A 17,884-nucleotide genomic window follows, 5' to 3' on the forward strand; every position below is an offset into this window, starting at 1 on the left:
CATTCAGCATATCTATATATCATCAATACTTTCTTCTGAATATGTGAAATTCTCATGGTTATCCTTCTGATGATCGCCGTCGGTCTGATTGGCGCGAACTCTTTGATATTGTCTCCGATTGCCTCCGAAGTTGCTTTGGGCCTCGGTGTTGCCAATCCTGCGGATGTGATGTCGGCGGCAGCGGCTTACGGCGCTGGAGTATCAATATCAGCGCTCGTCATGGCACCACTTGCGGATCGGATCGGGGCCGACATCGCGTTGAAACACGCGCTGATCCTCGTGGCCGCCGCCTTGGCCATATCCGCAGCGGCGCCAGATATGGCTTTTCTGACCGCTGGCCAGATGTTGGCTGGCGTTGGTGTGGGCATGGCCCTGCCCGCGATTTACACCATGGCCGCAGTGATTTCCAAACCCGGTCAGGAAGCGCAGACCATCGGCAAAGTGTTAACAGGATGGACCCTCGCTATGGTCGGCGGCGTGACTTTCAGTGCCTATATCGCCGAATTCCTTGGCTGGCGTGCAGTGTTCTCGATCCTGTCGATTGCAGTCTTTTCAGTCCTAGTCTTCATGTATCTCGTGCACATCCCAAGTGCGCCGCGCAGTGACAAGGTCACGTCTCCGATCAGCGCGATGAAGGTGCCAGGCATCACTGGTGCCCTGTTCAGCGTCGCCATGTTTGGCGCGGGTTTTTATGGTGTATACAACTACTTAGGCACGCATATCACCGAAGTTCTGGGACGCAGTGTTTCAGATGGTGGGCAGTTTACGCTGCTCTATGGTCTGGGATTTGGTCTGGCTATGATTTTTGACCGCTATCTCGACAGACTGGCGCCGCGCCGAGCTTTGGCGGGTATCTTCGCGATCCTATTCGGGCTATTTGCGATAGCTTACTATATCAGCCACGCTTTCACGCCTTTTGCGATCCTGATGTTCTTCTGGGGTATGATTAATCATCTAGGCCTGAACATGACTGTAAACCGGCTCAACAAATTGGACCACAGCCAGCGCGGGGCCATCATGGGGCTGAATTCAGCAGTGATGTATCTGTGTATCTTTGTGGCAACCGTGGGGTACCGTCCATTGTTTGAACAATGGGGTCTTCAGGCCTGCATTCTTGTGTCCGCAGGAATGGCGATCTTTGGGTTGATCGAAGCGTTGCTGTCACGCCAAGCTGCGAAGGCAGCAGGCGTTACGGCTTAAAACTTGGACGCACGGCGCGCCATACGCATAGCTTGTTTGGCGTGTTTTGCGTTTGGCTGAGGCGCTTGCCCCTCACCTTTTTTCGCTTTGCCTGCGACGGCATCGATGCCGGCATTCACACCACGATTGACAACCTGGCGAATGACACGACGAATGATCATATTGATGATTTGGTTCATTTAACCGCTCTTTTCCTGCATTTCAGCGAATTTTATCTGCAAATTGGGGCGATTTAATGGCGAGTTAAAAACCGGTTAACACCGATTAATCTTCAAATAATTCGGATTGGCCTTCATTGGTTTCCTCGGCTAAATCTTCGTCTTCCACCGATGTTGGCAATGTGCCAGGTGGCAAACGATTGTCGAGCAACCCTGCGGCCCGCAGTTCTTTCAGACCCGGTAGATCACGCGCGCTTTCAAGCCCGAATTGATCTAGGAATTGCTGAGTGACCACAAAGGTCACTGGCCGACCCGGAGTCATCTTACGACGCCCAAAGCGAATCCACTCCATATCAAGCAACTGATCCACAGTGCCGCGGCTCACCGACACGCCACGGATTTCTTCGATCTCGGCGCGCGTGACTGGCTGGTGATAGGCAATAATAGCCAGTGTTTCGATAGCAGCGCGAGATAGCTTTCGTGTCTCAACCTGTTCTTTTTGCATTAAAAAGCCCAGATCAGGCGCTGTCCGAATAGCGTAAGCATCCCCGACCTTCACAACACGCACCCCACGGCCTTCATACCGTTTGCGCAGATACACCAACGCTTCTGCGGCATCAGATCCATGCGGCATACGCGCATTGAGTTCCTTGACCGTCACAGGCTCGGCAGAAGCAAATAGGATGGCTTCGACCATGCGTTCCTGTTCGCCCATTGGCGGGGCTTCAAACAGGCTTTCTTCCTGTTCCTGAACCTGATCAGACGCTTCAGCCATGGTCGCTCTCTCTTTGTCTTACTTCTATCCGGCCAAACATCCCGTCTTGGCGCAGATTAACTTTGCCCTCTTTGGCCAATTGCAATGAAGCTGCAAAAGTAGCTGCGGTCGCAGAGCGACGCTTCTTAGGATCCTTTTCCCATCCATCTGGCAGATAGCTAAGAATATCGGTCCATTTGCCAGCATAACCAATCAGTCCGCGCATGCGGTCCAAGGCTTCTTCCAATGTGTAGACGGAATCGCGATCCATCACGAAGGGGCGAAATTCATCCTTGGTTTTCAGCCGTGCATAGCCCTGCATCAGATCAAGCAGCGTGGCCGTATAGGTCACGATCTTGGTCTTGGTGACATCTTCGGGAATACCACGCGCAAAGAAATCACGGCCCAGCTGGTCGCGCGCCATCAACTTTGCCGCAGAGTTGCGCATCGCTTGCAGACGCTCCAGTTGGAACGCCAGATGCGCGGCAAGTTCTTCACCCGATGGCCCTTCTTCTTCGGGATCAGGTGGCAACAGGAGGCGGGATTTCAGGAAGGCCAGCCAAGCCGCCATCACCAAATAATCTGCGGCCAGCTCGATACGCAGCGCTTTGGCTTTTTCAACAAAGGCCAGGTATTGGCGGGCCAATTGCAGGATTGAAATCTTACGCAGATCAACCTTCTGAGTACGCGAAAGCGTCAGCAAAAGGTCTAGCGGTCCCTCAAAGCCATCGACATCAACGATCAGCGCTTCGGCGGCCAGTCGATCTGCGACGGCGTCCCGCTTTGCCTTTTCGATGAAATCGTCTGTCATACCCTACCCGCTTAAGTAACTTTTAAGCTCGGCGTTGAGCGCCTCAATGTCAACAGACTTGGGCGCCTGACGCGCCTCTAAGGCCGCTTCCGCGCGTTGTTGAGCGCGATCCGTCATAACGCCGCTGGCCGCAACCACGTCACGCATTTCAGCCAGATCCCCGTTGCAATGCAAAACAACATCACAGCCTGCCGCGATTGAGGCCGCACTGCGCTTGGTCATATCGCCATCCAACGCTTCCATTGAAATGTCGTCGGTCATGATCAAACCGTCAAAGCCTATATCTTCACGTATGATGGACATCATTTTAGTGGAAATCGTCGCAGGCTGCGGATCAATCGCCTGATAGACCAAATGCGCCGTCATCCCGAGCGGCAGATCATTGAGCGTTTTGAACGGCGCAAAATCCTGCACCAGCGCATCGACATCAGCGGTCACGGTCGGCAAGGCCAAGTGGCTATCCACAACAGAACGCCCATGGCCCGGAATATGTTTCAAAACAGGTAGAACGCCACCGTCCATCAACCCGTCCGTAACGGCGCGACCGATGTCAGAAACTTGTTTTGCATCAAACCCATAGCAGCGGTTCTTCAAGAATGGATGGGTCTCTGCAACCGCTACATCCACAAGCGGAGCGCAGTTGGTATCAATACCCAGCCCGCGCAATTCGTGGGCCTGAATCCGAGACCGAATATACATCGAACGCGTCGCATTTTCGCCGGCCCGTTCAATCTGTTCCAACGGCGGCAACCACTCCTGTGCGAGCGGCGGGCGCAGGCGCTGAACCCGGCCGCCTTCTTGATCGATCAGGATTGGAGAGTCATACCCAACTGCATCACGCAAATCCGCGCATAGCGCACGGATTTGGTCCGCTGCTTCGATATTGCGACTGAATAGTATGAAGGCGAATGGACGTGCCTCGGCAAAAAATGCCTTTTCAACTGCAGATAGCGTAAGCCCTTCACATCCAAGTATTGTGGCTCCGAAATGGCTCATGGTCTGATCAGCGCGTGACGACTGGGATGCAGTCAGCGTTTTCAGCCTTCAGTGACGAACACAGACGACGTGCATCGCTCAGGTCAGCAAATCCCATCGCACGCAGGCGATAGAAGGTGCGCCCCCCGCTGGTCGCCTTTTGCACAACCCGCTGTTTGTCTCCAAGATAGTCGCCAAACTTGCTTTGCAGCTTGTCCCATTCCGCCCGCGCAATTTCTGGGCTTGCGTAAGCACCAAGCTGAACCAAACGCGTACCTGCAGGCAAGCTGTCGGCAGCGACATCCAAAGGTTTTGTCTCTGGCGCTGCTGCAGCAATTGGCTGCGCGCGTTTTGCAGGGCGTAGTTTTGGACGCAAGGAGGTGCCAAGACCTTCTATGGCCACAACAGGTGTTGCATCTACTTCTGGTTTGACGGCTTCAACGACTGGATCAAGCGGTGCCAAAGGCGCAGCGGTCGCAACGAGCCGCTCTACTAGGCTTTCAACATCACCGGGCTTAATCGGTGCAGGTGCGGTGATCGTTGCAGGTGTGTTTGCTGTTTCTTCTTCGACTGACGGGACCACAGGCGCGATCTCGGCATTTGCTGCCGGTTCATCATTCACGGTCAAATCAATGGGTGGCGGCGCAAGAACCAAACGATCCGCAGGTGCGGCAGCTGTGCCTTCAGCGGCAACACTATTTACGGATAGGCCCTGGTGTGCGGCTTGCTGCCCACCCGGATCCACCGGTTGTTCTCGCATCGGGCCCTCAATGGCGCGCACAACAGGTACGCCTGTCACATCGCGCACCAGCAGCTTATAGCCCCAAACACCGGCTCCAATCAGCAGGCCAAGCGAAACTATTGCTCCGGCCCAGTTGGTCAGATTGCCTGAAATTTGCGGAGAGCCCACGTCTGGACCAGCGCCGTTCATCGGGATTTGTGCCATGCTCGCCTCGTTCTTGATCTTAGGTCTGGCTTCGCAAGAAACTCAGAACCAAAACCCGGGTCCGACGCATGAAATCGTCGGGGTTTGTTGCCATTGCCTCAACCCCGACGTCTTGTGCTTTAGCGCATCTCTTGTGCCGGAGTTACCCCCAAGATACCAAGTCCTGCGGAAATAACAATGGCGACGGCACGCGCTAGCGCGATTTTCGCCTGTGTCGTCTCGGCGTTATCTTCCTGTACAAACCGAAGCTCTGGCTTGTCTTTCCCGGTGTGGTAAAGGCTGTGCAGCTCGCTAGCGAGTTCATAGAGGTAGAAGGCCACGCGGTGTGGCTCATTTGTGCGGCCTGCGATCTCGACCAAGCGAGGCCATTCGGCCACTTTCTTGGCGACGGCCAGCTCTGCTGGATCTGAGAGTTGGTTCAGATCAGCCGCTGCAATGGTCGCATCAGATACATCAACACCAGCATCCGCTGCCTTGCGAATGGCTGAACACACCCGTGCATGGGCGTATTGCACGTAGAACACCGGGTTGTCCTTGGATTGCTCCAGAACCTTGTCGAAATCAAAATCCAGTGGCGCATCGTTCTTACGGGTCAGCATCACAAAACGCGTGACGTCAGAGCCTACTTGGTCGACCACATCGCGCAGAGTCACAAAGGTGCCTGCCCGTTTGGACATCTTGAATGGTTCGCCGTTCTTAAAGAGCTTCACCAGCTGAGTCAGCTTGATGTCGATCGCAGTCTGACCGTCAGACAAAGCAGACACAGCTGCCTTCATACGTTTGACATAACCACCGTGATCGGCACCAAAGATGTCGATCAGCAGATCAAAGTCGCGCTGCACCTTGTCGTAGTGATAGGCGATATCGGGCGCGAAATAAGTCCAGGAGCCGTCGGATTTCTTCACTGGGCGATCAACATCATCACCGTGATCGGTCGAGCGGAACAGCGTTTGCTCGCGTGGCTCCCAATCCTCAGGCTTTTTGCCTTTTGGCGGCTCAAGCACGCCTTCATAGATCAGGCCTTTGTCTTCCAAAGACTTCAGCGCAGCCTCAATCCGGCCAGTACCGTAAAGCGACTTTTCTGAATAGAAGACATCCATCTCAATGTTGAGTTGCTTCAGGTCCGCCCGGATCAGATCCATCATCTGCTCGGTTGCGTATTCGCGCACCTCTGCCAGCCAGACACTTTCGTCTTGCCCAACATATGAGTCGCCCACTTTGGCCTTCAGCGCTTCGCCGACTGGGATCAGATAATCACCCGGATAGGTGCCATCCTCAAACGCAACTTCTTGGCCGTGCGCTTCGAGGTACCGCAGATAGACAGACCGAGCGAGCACATCGACCTGGGCGCCGCCATCGTTGATGTAATATTCACGGGTGACGTCGTAGCCTGCGAAGTCCAGCAGCGAGGCCAGCGCATCGCCAAAAACCGCACCACGCGTGTGACCGACATGCAAAGGACCAGTTGGGTTCGCAGAAACATATTCTACGTTCACCTTCTTACCCTGCCCCATGTCAGAGCGACCAAAGCCACTGCCTGTTTCCAGAACCGCCTTCACGAGATCGCGCCAAAGCACTGGTGCCAAACGCAGGTTCAAGAAACCTGGGCCCGCCACTTCGGCAGTTTCAACGCGTACATCCGCCGCTAGTTTGGCCGCCAGCGCATCTGCGATGTCACGCGGTTTCATTTTGGCAGGCTTCGCCAACACCATTGCAGCGTTGGTGGCCATATCGCCATGGGCCGCATCACGTGGGGGCTCCACAGCGACATTGGTGAAATCCAGACCTTCCGGCAGCGCGCCTTCGCCCTGCAGTGCGGTCAATTGCTCAATCACCAGACCACGAATTTCGGAAAACAGGTTCATCGATTACGTCCTTATGCTTTGCAGGCGGTTTACCACCGCCAGCGCCCCCGTCAATGCGCAGCAGAGCGGATTGGGACGTGAACGCCAGTAAAATTGCGCCATCCAGCCTGAACAGCGATATCTACAGCCTGTGCAATTGCACTGGCAGAGGCTCCGGCCGCTGGTCGCAACACGTTATAACAGACCTGCCAACGCGCCCAACGATCACTCATGGACCGCGCGAGCTGCAAATGTCCGGCCTCGATAATTTTGGCCGCGAGGTCATCTTCACGAGCCGGAGCTGGAATGGCCGACACAACACAGCCATCCGCCGCCATAAGCGCAGGTTCAAAGGCCCGCACACAAGCGCGGCTTGCGGCCAACATGCGTTCGTTTTGCCCAACATCGGTCAATGCTAGAAAATCCAAAAAGATATCAATCGGCTCATCCTGCCAAACGCCACCGATGGCTGCACAGGTTTTGGCATTCAATCGGGTGACTGGTAGCGGATCAAATCGCGCAGGCGATTTGCGTGCCATTGACATCAGCTCATCAGCGTCTTCATCCATCAAAACCACGCGCGCCTTTGCGCTTTCAAACGCCGGCAACAAACGCCAGACCACGTCTGATGCGGCCCCTGCGACGAAAATGGTTTTATCTTCAAAGACACTCATGCTGGCGCCCATAGCCGATGCGGGCTGAAAGGAACAGTGATAATTGCGTAAACACCTTAGTTATAAGGCTTACAATGGCAGCTTCTCGCCCATAAGTCGTTCATATTCCAGCAAAGCATAGCGGTCTGTCATCCCGGCTATATAATCAGAAACCTTGCGCGCAATCGCGGTTTCATCAGGCAATTGACTGACATCATCCTGCCAGGCCAACGGCAATAGATCCGTGCGCTCCATGAACATTGGGAAAAGCTGTTTCACAACCTTTGTGACCTGAGCGCGCTTTTCCATCACCGAAGGCGCACGATACATGCGGGTAAAGAGGAACTCGCGGATCACATTCAAGTCTTCCAGGAAACCATCCGAAAAGGCGATGACCGGTGCGCCATACCCTCGAATATCAACAACGGATTTTGCACCACTTTGGGTTAACAACGCCTGCGACGTGTCAATCACATCCGCCACCATGACGCCAAACACTCGCCTCAGCGCTTCGTGTTTGCGCCGGTTTTGGCTCAGGCTTGGGTATTTTTGATCAACCTCTGCAAAGGCAGGTCCAATCATTGGCAAGGCTTCAATGTCGGCCTCAGTGAACAGCCCTGCCCGCAATCCGTCCTGTAGATCGTGATTGTTATAGGCAATATCATCCGCCAAAGCCGCGACTTGCGCCTCGGCACTCGCGTGGGTGTGCAGTTCTAAATCATGAAGCGTATTGTATTCAGCCAAAGCGTAGGGCACCTCGCCTTCGACCGGGCCATTATGTTTGGCGATCCCCTCTAGGCATTCCCACGTCAGATTGAGCCCATCAAACTCGGCATAGTGACGTTCCAACGAGGTCACGATTTTCACCGCTTGGGCATTGTGATCAAAGCCACCGTAAGGCGTCATCAATTCATGCAGCGCGTCCTCGCCGGTATGTCCAAAAGGCGTATGGCCCAAATCATGTGCCAATGCGACGGCTTCGGTGAGTTCCTGATTAAGCCCAAGCGAGCCAGCAATCGTACGCGCGACCTGCGCAACTTCAATGGAATGGGTCAGACGCGTACGAAAGTAATCGCCCTCATGTTCGACAAAAACCTGTGTTTTATGCTTCAGCCGGCGAAAGGCGCTGGAGTGAATGATACGATCTCGATCACGCTGAAAACACGACCGAAAGACACTTTCTTCTTCCGTCACGCGACGCCCACGCGCAGCCTTTGGATCTGATGCAAATTCGGCAATCATGACGCTTGTCCTTGTGGCCTGCTGTTTGGCAACTTATATTGCACTCTGCGTGGGATATTCGCCCCATGCAACCGCCTAAATGCCTGTCTGGAGTGACAAAATGCAAATGCCACCTAAAGTGACAACCCGCGCCTTTGAACGCCTTGCCGAAATCGGTGCAAGCGATCAGGGACAGGCTTTGCGCATAGCGGTTGAAGGCGGCGGTTGTTCAGGTTTTCAATATGAAATCAAACTTGATGCTCCAGCCGAGGATGATCTGGTGCTGGAAGGCCAAGGCGAAAAAGTTGTGGTTGACAGTGTTTCGCTGCCGTTTCTAACCGATGCCGTGATCGATTTCAGCGAAGAACTGATCGGCGCGCGCTTTGTGATTGAAAACCCCAATGCTTCAAGCTCCTGCGGTTGCGGCACGAGCTTTTCAATGTAAGCATCTGATACGCAGTCCTTTTAGCGGTCTGCGTATTTAGCAAACTCCTGCATTAACGCCTGTGTCTGTGCTTTGAAAGCCGCAGGGCGCAGCATCGCAAAAACACCGGCCAGTCCCTTCAGTTTCATTTCCAGCTCAACCTGCCACAGGGTTCCACCATCTGGGTCCTCATGGAAGGTATTCTTGGAAATACTGGCCGATTGATCTGACACATATGACACCGTGTAGCTATAAGGCAGGTCCTTGTTGAGGATGGTTTCTATCATCTCAAACGGACGATCACCGATCTTGAAATTTAGAAGACTGGTCGCGCCGACAGTGCCCGGTTCGCCGTCCAAAGGCTCCATGCTTTGAAACCCTGGCTGCCAATGGCGCCGCTGCGCATGGTCGGTCAGGATCTGGACAACCTGATCGCGGTGTAGGTTCAATTTCTGTTCGGCAAAGTATTTCATCTGGGCACCTGAATTCGGGTTGAGCGCCACCCTTGATAACGGCATAGTTGCCGCATGAAAATCGCGACTTTCAATATCAACGGCATCAAAGCCCGGATCAACGCCCTGCCCGAGTGGCTAGATGAAGCACAGCCCGATGTGGTTTTATTGCAGGAAATCAAGTCTGTAGACGAAGCTTTCCCGCGGGAAATCATCGAAGATCGCGGCTACCGCGTCGAAACCCACGGGCAAAAAAGTTTTAATGGCGTGGCGATCCTTTCGAAATTGCCTTTGGAAGACGTCACACGCGGGTTGCCCGGTGATGACAGTGACGAACAAGCGCGTTGGATCGAAGCGACAGTGATGGGTGAAACCCCTGTGCGGGTCTGTGGCTTGTACCTGCCAAACGGCAACCCGGTGCCGGGGCCGAAATACGACTATAAACTCGCCTGGATGGAACGCATGCAGGCCCATGCGGAAAAGCTTCTTGAGGCTGAAGAGCCGTTTCTGATGGCGGGGGATTACAATATCATCCCACAAGACGAAGACGCACGTCGCCCGGAGGCTTGGCAAGAAGATGCATTGGCGCGCCCAGAAAGCCGCGCCGCCTATCGTCGGTTGCTGAATTTGGGTTTCACCGAAGCCTTCCGCGCCCGGACCTTTGGACCAGAACATTATTCCTTCTGGGACTACCAGGCTGGGGCGTGGAACCGTGATGACGGCATTCGGATCGACCACTTCCTGCTGTCCCCGCAATGCGCGGACCTGCTGGTAGATTGTCAAATCGACAAAGAAGTACGCGGACGCGAGAAACCTTCAGACCACGTCCCGGTTTGGGTGGAATTGGAGGATTAAACCCGTCTTGTGAACTCCCAGATACGTCTCTAGTCTGATTTATATGATCGTCATGTTTTTTGTATTTTTCTGGCCACTCTCAATGCTCGCATTGGGCGCCTATTGCTATTTCTTCTTAAGAAACTCGTTGATCGCGAAATTACTGCCCCTCAGCATCCTCGCAGCAATCACCGTTTTGATGTCACGCAGACGGGCGGTGGGAATCCTAGAAGAGTATGGATGCACTAACACCGGCGGAACCAGTTTCGATTGTGGTTCCAGCACGGAATACGACCTTGTATCGGCGCTTGCACAAGGCTTATTGATGTCAAACACTGTAAACCTCATCTACCTTTATTTGGTTTTCCCCTTTTTAGTCGTGCTTGCTTTCTATCTACAACACCGACGCAACCTTAAGACTTGATGCTTCCGTCGACATTTGACGTGACATCAAACCGATAAATCCAATCAAACTGACCAAGCATTTTCTTAGGTGACATTGCCCCAAACATCCCCAATCCGGTATGAGCAGCCCATCTAATCGGTGGAAACGAAATATGGTATTTCCTTGCACTACCAGATGCTTGCGCGACGATCTTCGTGCAGCGCTCTTGACGTTTGGACTGGTACATCGCCAAGCCAACACTGGTAACTTCTGACGTTGCCAAGCAATCCGCCAATACCCAAGCATCCTCAATCGCCATCACAGCCCCCTGCGCCATGAAAGGCAAAGTTGGATGCGCCGCATCGCCTAGAATAGCCACGCCTTCTCCGAACCACTTCTGAGCAACTGGATGACGGAACAAGCCCCATAGGTTTACATCGGTCACTTGCGCCAGCAATGCAGGCACCTCGCCGCCAAAATCCGCAAATGCCGCGCGCAGGTTGTCGGGATCATCCTTATGGCTCCAGCCCTCGTCGACCCAATCCATGCGCTCCTGCACGGCAACGATATTCACAAACTCGCCCCCTCGCAGCGGATAGCTGACCAAATGGCGCTTGGGCCCCATATAAAGCCGCGTCACATTGGGGTGTGACAGAGTGTTTGGTACAACCGCGCGCCAAGCGGTTTGCCGCGTGAAAAACGGAGCGCTAGTGCCATTTAGGGCTTTGCGTGCCACGGAATGTAGGCCATCTGCCCCTATGATCAAATCGGCCGTAAAGTGATCCCCATTGACCATTTCAACGCGTGGCTTGGGCCCTAGGACAACGGTTTCTGCCTCTTGCAACAACCGGATCGCCACACCCGATTCACGGCAGGCCTTTGCCAAAACATCAATCAGATCAGCGCGATGTAGGAGAAAATACTCTTGATCCTCATCCAACAACCCAAGGTCCAATCGCGTGACGAGTCGCGCTGCCTTGTAATCGCGCAGCTCAACCGCTTCGCCCTTTACGGCACACGCACGGATGGCCTTGTCCAACCCCAAGGCACGCAAGACACAGAAGCCATTTGGGCTGATTTGAATGCCAGCGCCAACTTCACGTAGTTGTTCGGCTTGCTCCAGAACAGTGACCTGCGCGCCGCGCTGCGCCAGCGCCAAAGCTGCTGTCAGCCCGCCAATGCCGCCACCCAAAACACCAATATTCATGCCCAAAAGAGTCATCTTTGCCGTCCCAAAGGAAAACCGCCGAAGCAGACGCCCGGCGGTTTTACTCTATTTATCTTATCTGAACGATCAATCGTTCAAATCGCCGTCCAAATTAATCGTCACGGTGAACTTTTTCGCGACGCTCGTGACGTTCCTGTGCTTCCAAAGACATGGTCGCAATCGGACGCGCATCCAGACGCTTTAGGGAAATCGGGTCACCGGTTTTTTCACAGTAGCCGTATTCACCCTCTTCGATCCGGCGTAGCGCCGCATCGATTTTATTCACCAATTTGCGCTGGCGATCCCGCGTGCGCAGTTCCAAGGCACGATCGGTCTCTTCGCTGGCACGGTCTGCCACATCAGGAATATTGCGAGTGTTATCTTGCAAACCTTCGATTGTATCGCGACTTCCGGCAAGAAGTTCTTCTTTCCAATCAGTCAGCTTGCGTCGAAAATACTCAATTTGACGGTCGTTCATAAACGGTTCGTCATCTGCAGGACGGTAATCTTCCGGCAGGAAAACTTCAGCTTTCATTTCCGCTCCCTCATCGCGGGTCAAGCCTGCGGTCCTATACTCAGCAGACCCAAAACCCCCTAAACTGCGCTGGATGTATCGCAGTGATAGCAGAATGTCACTACCCCAAGTGATCGCATTGAAGTGATTTCATCTTGCAGCTAGTTTAATCGGTGTTGAGCAGCTGGCAAAACCATGAATGAGGCGCGAATAAATGAAATTTGAAGGCACACAGGATTATGTGGCAACGGCCGATCTGACGATGGCTGTGAATGCTGCAGTGACGCTGGAACGCCCTTTGTTGGTGAAAGGCGAGCCTGGCACGGGCAAAACCGAATTGGCCAAACAAGTGGCCACGTCTTTGGGTTTGCGCATGATTGAATGGAACGTGAAATCCACCACCAAAGCCCAGCAAGGCCTTTATGAATATGATGCGGTCAGCCGGCTTCGCGATAGCCAGCTTGGTGAGGAGCGCGTGCATGATGTGGCGAATTACATTCGCAAAGGCAAACTTTGGGAAGCCTTTGAAACGGATGAGAAAGTTGTCCTACTGATTGATGAAATCGACAAGGCAGATATCGAGTTTCCGAACGACTTGTTGCAAGAGCTCGATAAGATGGCCTTTCACGTCTATGAAACCGGCGAGACCATCAAGGCCAAGAACCGCCCGATTATCATCATCACCTCAAATAATGAAAAAGAACTGCCGGATGCGTTTTTGCGCCGCTGTTTCTTTCATTATATTAATTTCCCAGATGCTCAGACCATGAAGGCCATTGTCAAAGTGCATCATCCGGGAATCAAAGATCAGCTTTTGACCGAGGCTTTGACGCAGTTTTATGAAATCCGCGAAACCCGAGGGCTCAAGAAAAAGCCGTCCACTTCTGAGGTTATTGATTGGCTCAAGCTCTTGCTTGCCGAAGACCTTTCACCTGAAGATTTGAAGCGTGAAGGCGCTAATGCGCTACCGAAACTTCACGGGGCACTGCTCAAAAACGAACAAGATGTGCATTTGTTTGAACGTCTTGCCTTTATGGCACGGTCGGGTCGGTGATCAAATCCTATTCCACGTGGCTGCTGCTTGCGGCTTTTACGATCATAACGGCCTGCGCTGAGACCTCACCGCAGCCCGCGCATCCAACGCGGGCGAAACTCGCGGAATCCAGCCTGCCGCCGATCAAACAGTTTCGCGCGCAGACTGTCACGCGCCCAAGCCGTTCTAACGCAGATATCGCTCGGGATTTTCTCGATCTCAGTTTTTCGTTGGAAAGCGGACGCGCGTTGCCGGCCTTTACGCGATTTGAAGGCCCTATCACCGTCAAGCTTGTTGGGCGCACGCCATCGACATTGCGCAGTGATCTATCCGTCTTAATCAACAGGCTCAGAACAGAAGCAGGCATCGATATTCGCGAGGTCCGTGATGAACGCGCAAATGTGATCATCCAAGCGGTCGGCAAAAGCGAAATCAAACGTGCCCTGCCTCATGCGGCCTGTTTTGTCGTGCCTAATGTCTCGGATTTGAATGAATACCGCCGTGCGCGAGGCCGTGCGCGCACCGATTGGGTGGGATTGCAAAGCCGCCAGCAATTAGCGATTTTTTTGCCCTACGACACCAGCCCGCAAGATATGCGCGATTGTTTGCACGAAGAGCTGGCTCAAGCCATTGGCCCGCTGAACGATCTCTATCGACTGGATGACAGCGTCTTTAATGACGACAATGTCCATGCCACGCTGACCGGTTTCGATATGCTGATCCTGAGGGCCTATTATGACCCGGCGCTGCACAATGGGATGACCCAAAGGCAAGTCGCAGAGCGTCTGCCCGGCATTTTCAACCGCATCAATCCGCGTGGAAACCACAGCCGGTTTGCGCCGCGCAACACAACACCGCGCGCTTGGATCAATGCCATTCAAGAAGCTTTGGGTCCAACAGGTACATCTGGCCGACGCGTGAGTGCTGCGCAAGCAGCCCTTGATATTGCGACGTCACAAGGCTGGGGCGACCACAGACGCGCCTTTAGCCACTTTGCTTACGCGCGCGTGCTGCAATTCCGCAATCCACATCAGGCCAATCGGCACTATCAGCTGGCGGATCAATTCTATCAGGCTTCAGTTCCTGAAGGTCCACACCGGGCTTCTGTGGCGGCCCCACGCGCCGCCTATGCCTTGGCCAGTGGCGACCCCCAAACGGCCCTGCGGATCATCGATCGCCACCTGCCGGACGCGCAGCGGTTTCAAAACGCGGTACATCTTTCCAGCCTTTTGATGATCAAAGCCGAAGCCCATAACGCCCTTGGTCAAACCAGCGCAGCGCAGTCAGCACATCTGGACAGCCTTGGATGGGCACGTTACGGGTTTGGCCCGGAATGGATCGTTCGTGCTAAACTGCGCGAAGTGGCGCTCCTTAATCCCGATCCGAAATCCTAGGAACAGGACACCCTAACCCCATGTATCTGATCACTGGCCTCATCGGCATCTTGTTTGGCGCATACAATGCGAAACGTCGTAACGGCAAAACAATCGACATTCTGCACTATGCAGCGGCCTATGGCATCGCCTTTGCCATTGCTGGGTTTATCATCACGCTGATCATCGAAAAGAACTTCCTCTAGTCCCATGTTTCAGCCGCTTTTTGAAAACCTTAGATCTGCAGGTGTCCCGGTGTCGCTGCGCGAATACCTTAGTTTTCTGGCGGCTTTGAAAACCGGGCTTGCGACCTATGATTCAGAAGCGTTTTACTACCTTGCGCGTACAGCGATGGTGAAAGACGAACGCAATCTGGATAAATTTGACCGCGCCTTTGCGGCGACTTTCGAAGGACTCGATACGATCAGCTCGCAAGATGTGCTGAACGCTGTTGATATCCCCGAAGAGTGGCTGCGCAAGATGGCCGAAAAACACCTCAGCGCTGAAGAAATGGCCGAGATTGAGTCTCTGGGTGGTTTTGACAAGCTGATGGAAACCCTCAAAGAGCGTCTGAAAGAACAGGAAGGTCGCCATCAAGGCGGCAATAAATGGATTGGCACCGCTGGCACCAGCCCCTTTGGTGCCTATGGCTATAATCCAGAAGGCGTGCGCATCGGTCAGAAAGAAAGCCGACATCAGCGGGCTGTCAAAGTCTGGGACAAGCGCGAATTTCGCAATCTGGACGACAATGTCGAACTGGGCACCCGCAATATCAAAGTCGCTCTAAAACGCCTGCGCCGTTGGGCCCGCGACGGGGCCGCTGATGAATTGGATCTGGATGGCACCATTCGTTCAACGGCTGAACATGGCTATCTGGATGTAAAAACCCGCCCTGAGCGGCGCAATGCCGTCAAAGTCTTGCTGTTTCTGGATGTCGGCGGCTCCATGGATCCACATATTCAGGTGGTTGAAGAGCTGTTTTCAGCAGCCCGTGCTGAGTTCAAACATCTGGAATACTTCTACTTCCACAACTGCCTTTACGAGGGTGTTTGGCGCGACAATGCAAGGCGATGGAATGATCAAACACCGACTTGGGATGTGCTGCGCACCTATGGGTCTGACTACAAATGCATCTTTGTTGGTGATGCATCGATGTCGCCTTACGAAATTGCCTATGCTGGCGGGGCGAATGAGCATTGGAACCAAGAACCCGGCCAGACCTGGCTTGAGCGGGCACGCGAACAATGGCCCGATCACCTTTGGATCAATCCAGTGCCCGATGCCCACTGGGAATACACCCATTCCATCGGCATGATCCGCGAGATCTTTGAAGACCGCATGGTGCCAATGACTTTATCTGGTTTGGACGACGGAATGCGGCTACTGCTACGTTAAAGCTATATTCGCACTCGTAAGGACAATTATGCGCGCGCTTTTCAAACGTCATCCGATCGCTGGCACAGGGTTTGTCTTGGCCTGCGCAGTGACCTTGTTTTTTCTGGTGCGGCTGGTGCTGGATGCGATCTATTGGGCTGACCCAGCACATCGTGATCAAACGCCGGCGCCTTGGATGACCCCCGCCTATGTTGCCCATTCATGGAACATCAATCCGCGCGATCTGCGGGCGCATCTGGATCTGCAAAAGGACGAGATCAAAGGACGTCCCACCCTAAAACGTATCGCGCAATATCAGGGCATCCCTCTTGAGCAATTGATCGCGGAACTCACCCTCTTTCTGGAAAGCCAGAAATGACGGAAACCCTGATCCAATATTTGGCTGACTACGGGGCCGCCCTTTTGTTTTTTGTTACGCTCTTTAGCTGTCTGGCGGTGCCCGTGCCCTCATCTTTGCTGATGCTGACCGCAGGCGCCTTTGTGGCGACAGGTGACATGCAGGCGATACAGGTGGTGGGCGCAGCTTTTTCGGGTGCCATTCTGGGCGACAACATCGGGTATTTACTTGGCACCCATTCCAGAGCAAAAATCTATCGCTTTATGAAAGTACAGTCCAAGCGCGAGAAGCTTCTGAACAATGCGGAAAGCACCCTGCAGAACCGCGGCGCGATCGGGGTATATCTCAGCCGCTGGCTGTTTTCGCCACTTGGCCCCTATGTCAATTTTGCAGCTGGCACGACCGCAATGCGCTGGGCCCCGTTTGCCATTGCCGGTGCTTTAGGAGAAGCCACTTGGGTCAGCATCTATGTCGGCCTTGGATATGCCTTTGCTGACAATCTTACGATCGCCGCAAATCTCGCCAGCGATGTGCTCGGCATTCTGGCGGGCATCGTCGTGATGATCGGAACTGGCGCTTGGCTTTTTCACAATCACCGCAAGCAATCCGCCCTCGTAAGAGGTTGATCAAATCAACATGCGGCCCCATATCATAGGGCATGTTAAAGTTTGCACCAATCTTGCTTGCGATTGTCTATGGCCTTGTCATGTATCGCTTTTCCGCATGGCGGACCGCGCGTACTTTGGATGAGCAATCCACTGAACTGGCAGATCCAGAGTTGAAAAAACTCATCGATCAAATGGCCGGGGCTTTAGAGCTGCCGCGCATTCGTGTGCACATCTATGAAATTGACCCGGTGAATGGCTTGGCCGCCTCCGATGGGCGCATCTTCATCACCCGTGGCTTTTATCGCAAATATGCCAATGGAGAGGTCAGCAAAGAAGAGCTCGCCAGCGTCATTGCCCATGAATTGGGGCATGTCGCACTGGGGCATTCGCGCCGTCGTATGATCGATTTCTCTGGCCAAAATGCGCTACGCACGGCCCTAGCCATGGTGCTGTCTCGGTTTTTACCGGGAATTGGCGTTTGGATTGCCAACACTTTGACCACGCTGTTGGCTGCGCGTCTGTCCCGAGGGGATGAATATGAAGCGGATGAATACGCCGCAGCATTGTTGACCAAAGCTGGTATTGGCACGGCGCCTCAAAAAACGCTCTTTACCAAATTAGAAGCGCTGACCAGTGGGCGTGCGGGTGTGATGCCTGCCTGGCTAATGAGCCATCCAAAAACCGATGAGCGTATCAAAGCCATTGAAAAACTTGAAAATAAATGGGGCATTGCGTGAGGCATCCGCCGGCCAGGCTAAAG

At 53.8% G+C, this 17,884-nt stretch carries 21 protein-coding genes; 10 read left to right on the plus strand and 11 right to left on the minus strand.

Annotated elements, in window-relative coordinates; all coding sequences use genetic code 11:
* Positions 1–54 precede the first annotated feature (54 nt).
* The gene (locus tag JXQ85_RS05660) at positions 55–1,200 is read left to right on the plus strand and encodes an MFS transporter (RefSeq protein ID WP_421747909.1); all 1,146 of its coding nucleotides are present in this window, start codon (positions 55–57) and stop codon (positions 1,198–1,200) included.
* Here JXQ85_RS05660 and JXQ85_RS05665 read toward each other — a convergent pair.
* From JXQ85_RS05665 to JXQ85_RS05700, 8 genes are all read right to left on the minus strand, one after another.
* Positions 1,197–1,379, minus strand: a complete 183-nt coding sequence (locus JXQ85_RS05665) for a hypothetical protein (protein WP_421747910.1) — start codon at positions 1,377–1,379, stop codon at positions 1,197–1,199. The genes JXQ85_RS05660 and JXQ85_RS05665 overlap by 4 nt on opposite strands.
* 85 nt (positions 1,380–1,464) lie before the next feature.
* Positions 1,465–2,133, minus strand: a complete 669-nt coding sequence (scpB, locus tag JXQ85_RS05670; RefSeq protein ID WP_421747911.1) for an SMC-Scp complex subunit ScpB — start codon at positions 2,131–2,133, stop codon at positions 1,465–1,467.
* Positions 2,126–2,923, minus strand: a complete 798-nt coding sequence (locus tag JXQ85_RS05675) for a segregation and condensation protein A (protein ID WP_421747912.1) — start codon at positions 2,921–2,923, stop codon at positions 2,126–2,128. The genes scpB and JXQ85_RS05675 overlap by 8 nt, the downstream gene beginning before the upstream one ends.
* A 3-nt stretch (positions 2,924–2,926) precedes the next feature.
* Positions 2,927–3,919, minus strand: a complete 993-nt coding sequence (locus JXQ85_RS05680) for a glycoside hydrolase family 3 N-terminal domain-containing protein (RefSeq protein WP_421747913.1) — start codon at positions 3,917–3,919, stop codon at positions 2,927–2,929.
* Positions 3,920–3,926: 7 nt separating this feature from the next.
* The gene (locus tag JXQ85_RS05685; RefSeq protein WP_421747914.1) at positions 3,927–4,844 is read right to left on the minus strand and encodes an SPOR domain-containing protein; all 918 of its coding nucleotides are present in this window, start codon (positions 4,842–4,844) and stop codon (positions 3,927–3,929) included.
* Between the two features lie 119 nt (positions 4,845–4,963).
* A complete protein-coding gene (argS, locus tag JXQ85_RS05690; RefSeq protein ID WP_421747915.1) occupies positions 4,964–6,709 on the minus strand; it encodes an arginine--tRNA ligase in 1,746 nt (581 codons plus the stop codon).
* A 50-nt stretch (positions 6,710–6,759) separates the two neighbouring features.
* Entirely contained in the window at positions 6,760–7,362 is a 603-nt protein-coding gene (locus tag JXQ85_RS05695) for a hypothetical protein (protein WP_421747916.1), read from the minus strand.
* 69 nt (positions 7,363–7,431) lie between these two features.
* On the minus strand, positions 7,432–8,583 hold the full coding sequence (locus tag JXQ85_RS05700) for a deoxyguanosinetriphosphate triphosphohydrolase (protein WP_421747917.1): 1,152 nt from the start codon (positions 8,581–8,583) through the stop codon (positions 7,432–7,434).
* A 100-nt stretch (positions 8,584–8,683) separates the two neighbouring features.
* Here JXQ85_RS05700 and JXQ85_RS05705 point away from each other — a divergent pair, with 100 nt between their 5' ends.
* Positions 8,684–9,007: a HesB/IscA family protein gene (locus JXQ85_RS05705; RefSeq protein ID WP_421747918.1), complete on the plus strand. Its 324-nt coding sequence runs from the start codon at positions 8,684–8,686 to the stop codon at positions 9,005–9,007.
* A 20-nt stretch (positions 9,008–9,027) separates the two neighbouring features.
* Here JXQ85_RS05705 and JXQ85_RS05710 read toward each other — a convergent pair whose 3' ends face one another.
* A complete protein-coding gene (locus tag JXQ85_RS05710) occupies positions 9,028–9,459 on the minus strand; it encodes an SRPBCC family protein (protein ID WP_421747919.1) in 432 nt (143 codons plus the stop codon).
* A 54-nt stretch (positions 9,460–9,513) separates the two neighbouring features.
* Between JXQ85_RS05710 and xth the strand changes: the two genes are divergently transcribed.
* A complete protein-coding gene (gene xth / locus JXQ85_RS05715; protein WP_421747920.1) occupies positions 9,514–10,293 on the plus strand; it encodes an exodeoxyribonuclease III in 780 nt (259 codons plus the stop codon).
* A gap of 392 nt (positions 10,294–10,685) precedes the next feature.
* On the opposite strand, the gene JXQ85_RS05720 is transcribed toward xth, so the two are convergent.
* Positions 10,686–11,879 carry an FAD-dependent monooxygenase gene (locus JXQ85_RS05720; RefSeq protein WP_421747921.1) on the minus strand — a complete coding sequence of 398 codons (1,194 nt, stop codon included), beginning with the start codon at positions 11,877–11,879 and terminating at the stop codon, positions 10,686–10,688.
* 97 nt (positions 11,880–11,976) lie between these two features.
* The gene (dksA, locus tag JXQ85_RS05725; RefSeq protein ID WP_421747922.1) at positions 11,977–12,399 is read right to left on the minus strand and encodes an RNA polymerase-binding protein DksA; all 423 of its coding nucleotides are present in this window, start codon (positions 12,397–12,399) and stop codon (positions 11,977–11,979) included.
* 193 nt (positions 12,400–12,592) lie between these two features.
* Between dksA and JXQ85_RS05730 the strand changes: the two genes are divergently transcribed.
* From JXQ85_RS05730 to JXQ85_RS05760, 7 genes are read left to right on the plus strand one after another with little or no spacing between them, the layout of a single operon-like run.
* Positions 12,593–13,432, plus strand: a complete 840-nt coding sequence (locus tag JXQ85_RS05730; protein ID WP_421747923.1) for an AAA family ATPase — start codon at positions 12,593–12,595, stop codon at positions 13,430–13,432.
* Positions 13,429–14,805, plus strand: a complete 1,377-nt coding sequence (locus JXQ85_RS05735; protein WP_421747924.1) for a DUF2927 domain-containing protein — start codon at positions 13,429–13,431, stop codon at positions 14,803–14,805. Before JXQ85_RS05730 ends, JXQ85_RS05735 begins: the two co-directional genes overlap by 4 nt.
* A gap of 20 nt (positions 14,806–14,825) precedes the next feature.
* Entirely contained in the window at positions 14,826–14,990 is a 165-nt protein-coding gene (locus JXQ85_RS05740; protein ID WP_421747925.1) for a hypothetical protein, read from the plus strand.
* Positions 14,991–14,994: 4 nt separating this feature from the next.
* Complete coding sequence (locus JXQ85_RS05745) at positions 14,995–16,179, plus strand: vWA domain-containing protein (protein ID WP_421747926.1); 1,185 nt, start codon at positions 14,995–14,997, stop codon at positions 16,177–16,179.
* 28 nt (positions 16,180–16,207) lie between these two features.
* A complete protein-coding gene (locus JXQ85_RS05750; RefSeq protein ID WP_421747927.1) occupies positions 16,208–16,537 on the plus strand; it encodes a hypothetical protein in 330 nt (109 codons plus the stop codon).
* The gene (locus tag JXQ85_RS05755; RefSeq protein WP_421747928.1) at positions 16,534–17,142 is read left to right on the plus strand and encodes a DedA family protein; all 609 of its coding nucleotides are present in this window, start codon (positions 16,534–16,536) and stop codon (positions 17,140–17,142) included. The genes JXQ85_RS05750 and JXQ85_RS05755 overlap by 4 nt, the downstream gene beginning before the upstream one ends.
* A 32-nt stretch (positions 17,143–17,174) precedes the next feature.
* Positions 17,175–17,861: a M48 family metallopeptidase gene (locus tag JXQ85_RS05760; RefSeq protein WP_421747929.1), complete on the plus strand. Its 687-nt coding sequence runs from the start codon at positions 17,175–17,177 to the stop codon at positions 17,859–17,861.
* Positions 17,862–17,884: the final 23 nt, after the last annotated feature.

Source organism: Cognatishimia sp. (genome assembly GCF_049116455.1).
Lineage (GTDB): Bacteria > Pseudomonadota > Alphaproteobacteria > Rhodobacterales > Rhodobacteraceae > Cognatishimia.

Excerpts from the sequence above, each read along its gene's own strand:
- JXQ85_RS05710 (WP_421747919.1), bottom strand. The coding sequence starts at position 9,459 with ATGAAATACTTTGCCGAACAGAAATTGAACCTACACCGCGATCAGGTT.
- JXQ85_RS05695 (WP_421747916.1), bottom strand. The coding sequence starts at position 7,362 with ATGAGTGTCTTTGAAGATAAAACCATTTTCGTCGCAGGGGCCGCATCA.
- JXQ85_RS05755 (WP_421747928.1), top strand. The coding sequence starts at position 16,534 with ATGACGGAAACCCTGATCCAATATTTGGCTGACTACGGGGCCGCCCTT.
- JXQ85_RS05730 (WP_421747923.1), top strand. The coding sequence starts at position 12,593 with ATGAAATTTGAAGGCACACAGGATTATGTGGCAACGGCCGATCTGACG.
- xth (WP_421747920.1), top strand. The coding sequence starts at position 9,514 with ATGAAAATCGCGACTTTCAATATCAACGGCATCAAAGCCCGGATCAAC.
- JXQ85_RS05740 (WP_421747925.1), top strand. The coding sequence starts at position 14,826 with ATGTATCTGATCACTGGCCTCATCGGCATCTTGTTTGGCGCATACAAT.
- JXQ85_RS05750 (WP_421747927.1), top strand. The coding sequence starts at position 16,208 with ATGCGCGCGCTTTTCAAACGTCATCCGATCGCTGGCACAGGGTTTGTC.
- JXQ85_RS05665 (WP_421747910.1), bottom strand. The coding sequence starts at position 1,379 with ATGAACCAAATCATCAATATGATCATTCGTCGTGTCATTCGCCAGGTT.
- JXQ85_RS05760 (WP_421747929.1), top strand. The coding sequence starts at position 17,175 with ATGTTAAAGTTTGCACCAATCTTGCTTGCGATTGTCTATGGCCTTGTC.
- JXQ85_RS05700 (WP_421747917.1), bottom strand. The coding sequence starts at position 8,583 with ATGATTGCCGAATTTGCATCAGATCCAAAGGCTGCGCGTGGGCGTCGC.
- JXQ85_RS05685 (WP_421747914.1), bottom strand. The coding sequence starts at position 4,844 with ATGGCACAAATCCCGATGAACGGCGCTGGTCCAGACGTGGGCTCTCCG.
- argS (WP_421747915.1), bottom strand. The coding sequence starts at position 6,709 with ATGAACCTGTTTTCCGAAATTCGTGGTCTGGTGATTGAGCAATTGACC.
- JXQ85_RS05745 (WP_421747926.1), top strand. The coding sequence starts at position 14,995 with ATGTTTCAGCCGCTTTTTGAAAACCTTAGATCTGCAGGTGTCCCGGTG.
- JXQ85_RS05720 (WP_421747921.1), bottom strand. The coding sequence starts at position 11,879 with ATGACTCTTTTGGGCATGAATATTGGTGTTTTGGGTGGCGGCATTGGC.
- JXQ85_RS05680 (WP_421747913.1), bottom strand. The coding sequence starts at position 3,919 with ATGAGCCATTTCGGAGCCACAATACTTGGATGTGAAGGGCTTACGCTA.
- dksA (WP_421747922.1), bottom strand. The coding sequence starts at position 12,399 with ATGAAAGCTGAAGTTTTCCTGCCGGAAGATTACCGTCCTGCAGATGAC.
- scpB (WP_421747911.1), bottom strand. The coding sequence starts at position 2,133 with ATGGCTGAAGCGTCTGATCAGGTTCAGGAACAGGAAGAAAGCCTGTTT.
- JXQ85_RS05675 (WP_421747912.1), bottom strand. The coding sequence starts at position 2,923 with ATGACAGACGATTTCATCGAAAAGGCAAAGCGGGACGCCGTCGCAGAT.
- JXQ85_RS05705 (WP_421747918.1), top strand. The coding sequence starts at position 8,684 with ATGCAAATGCCACCTAAAGTGACAACCCGCGCCTTTGAACGCCTTGCC.
- JXQ85_RS05660 (WP_421747909.1), top strand. The coding sequence starts at position 55 with ATGGTTATCCTTCTGATGATCGCCGTCGGTCTGATTGGCGCGAACTCT.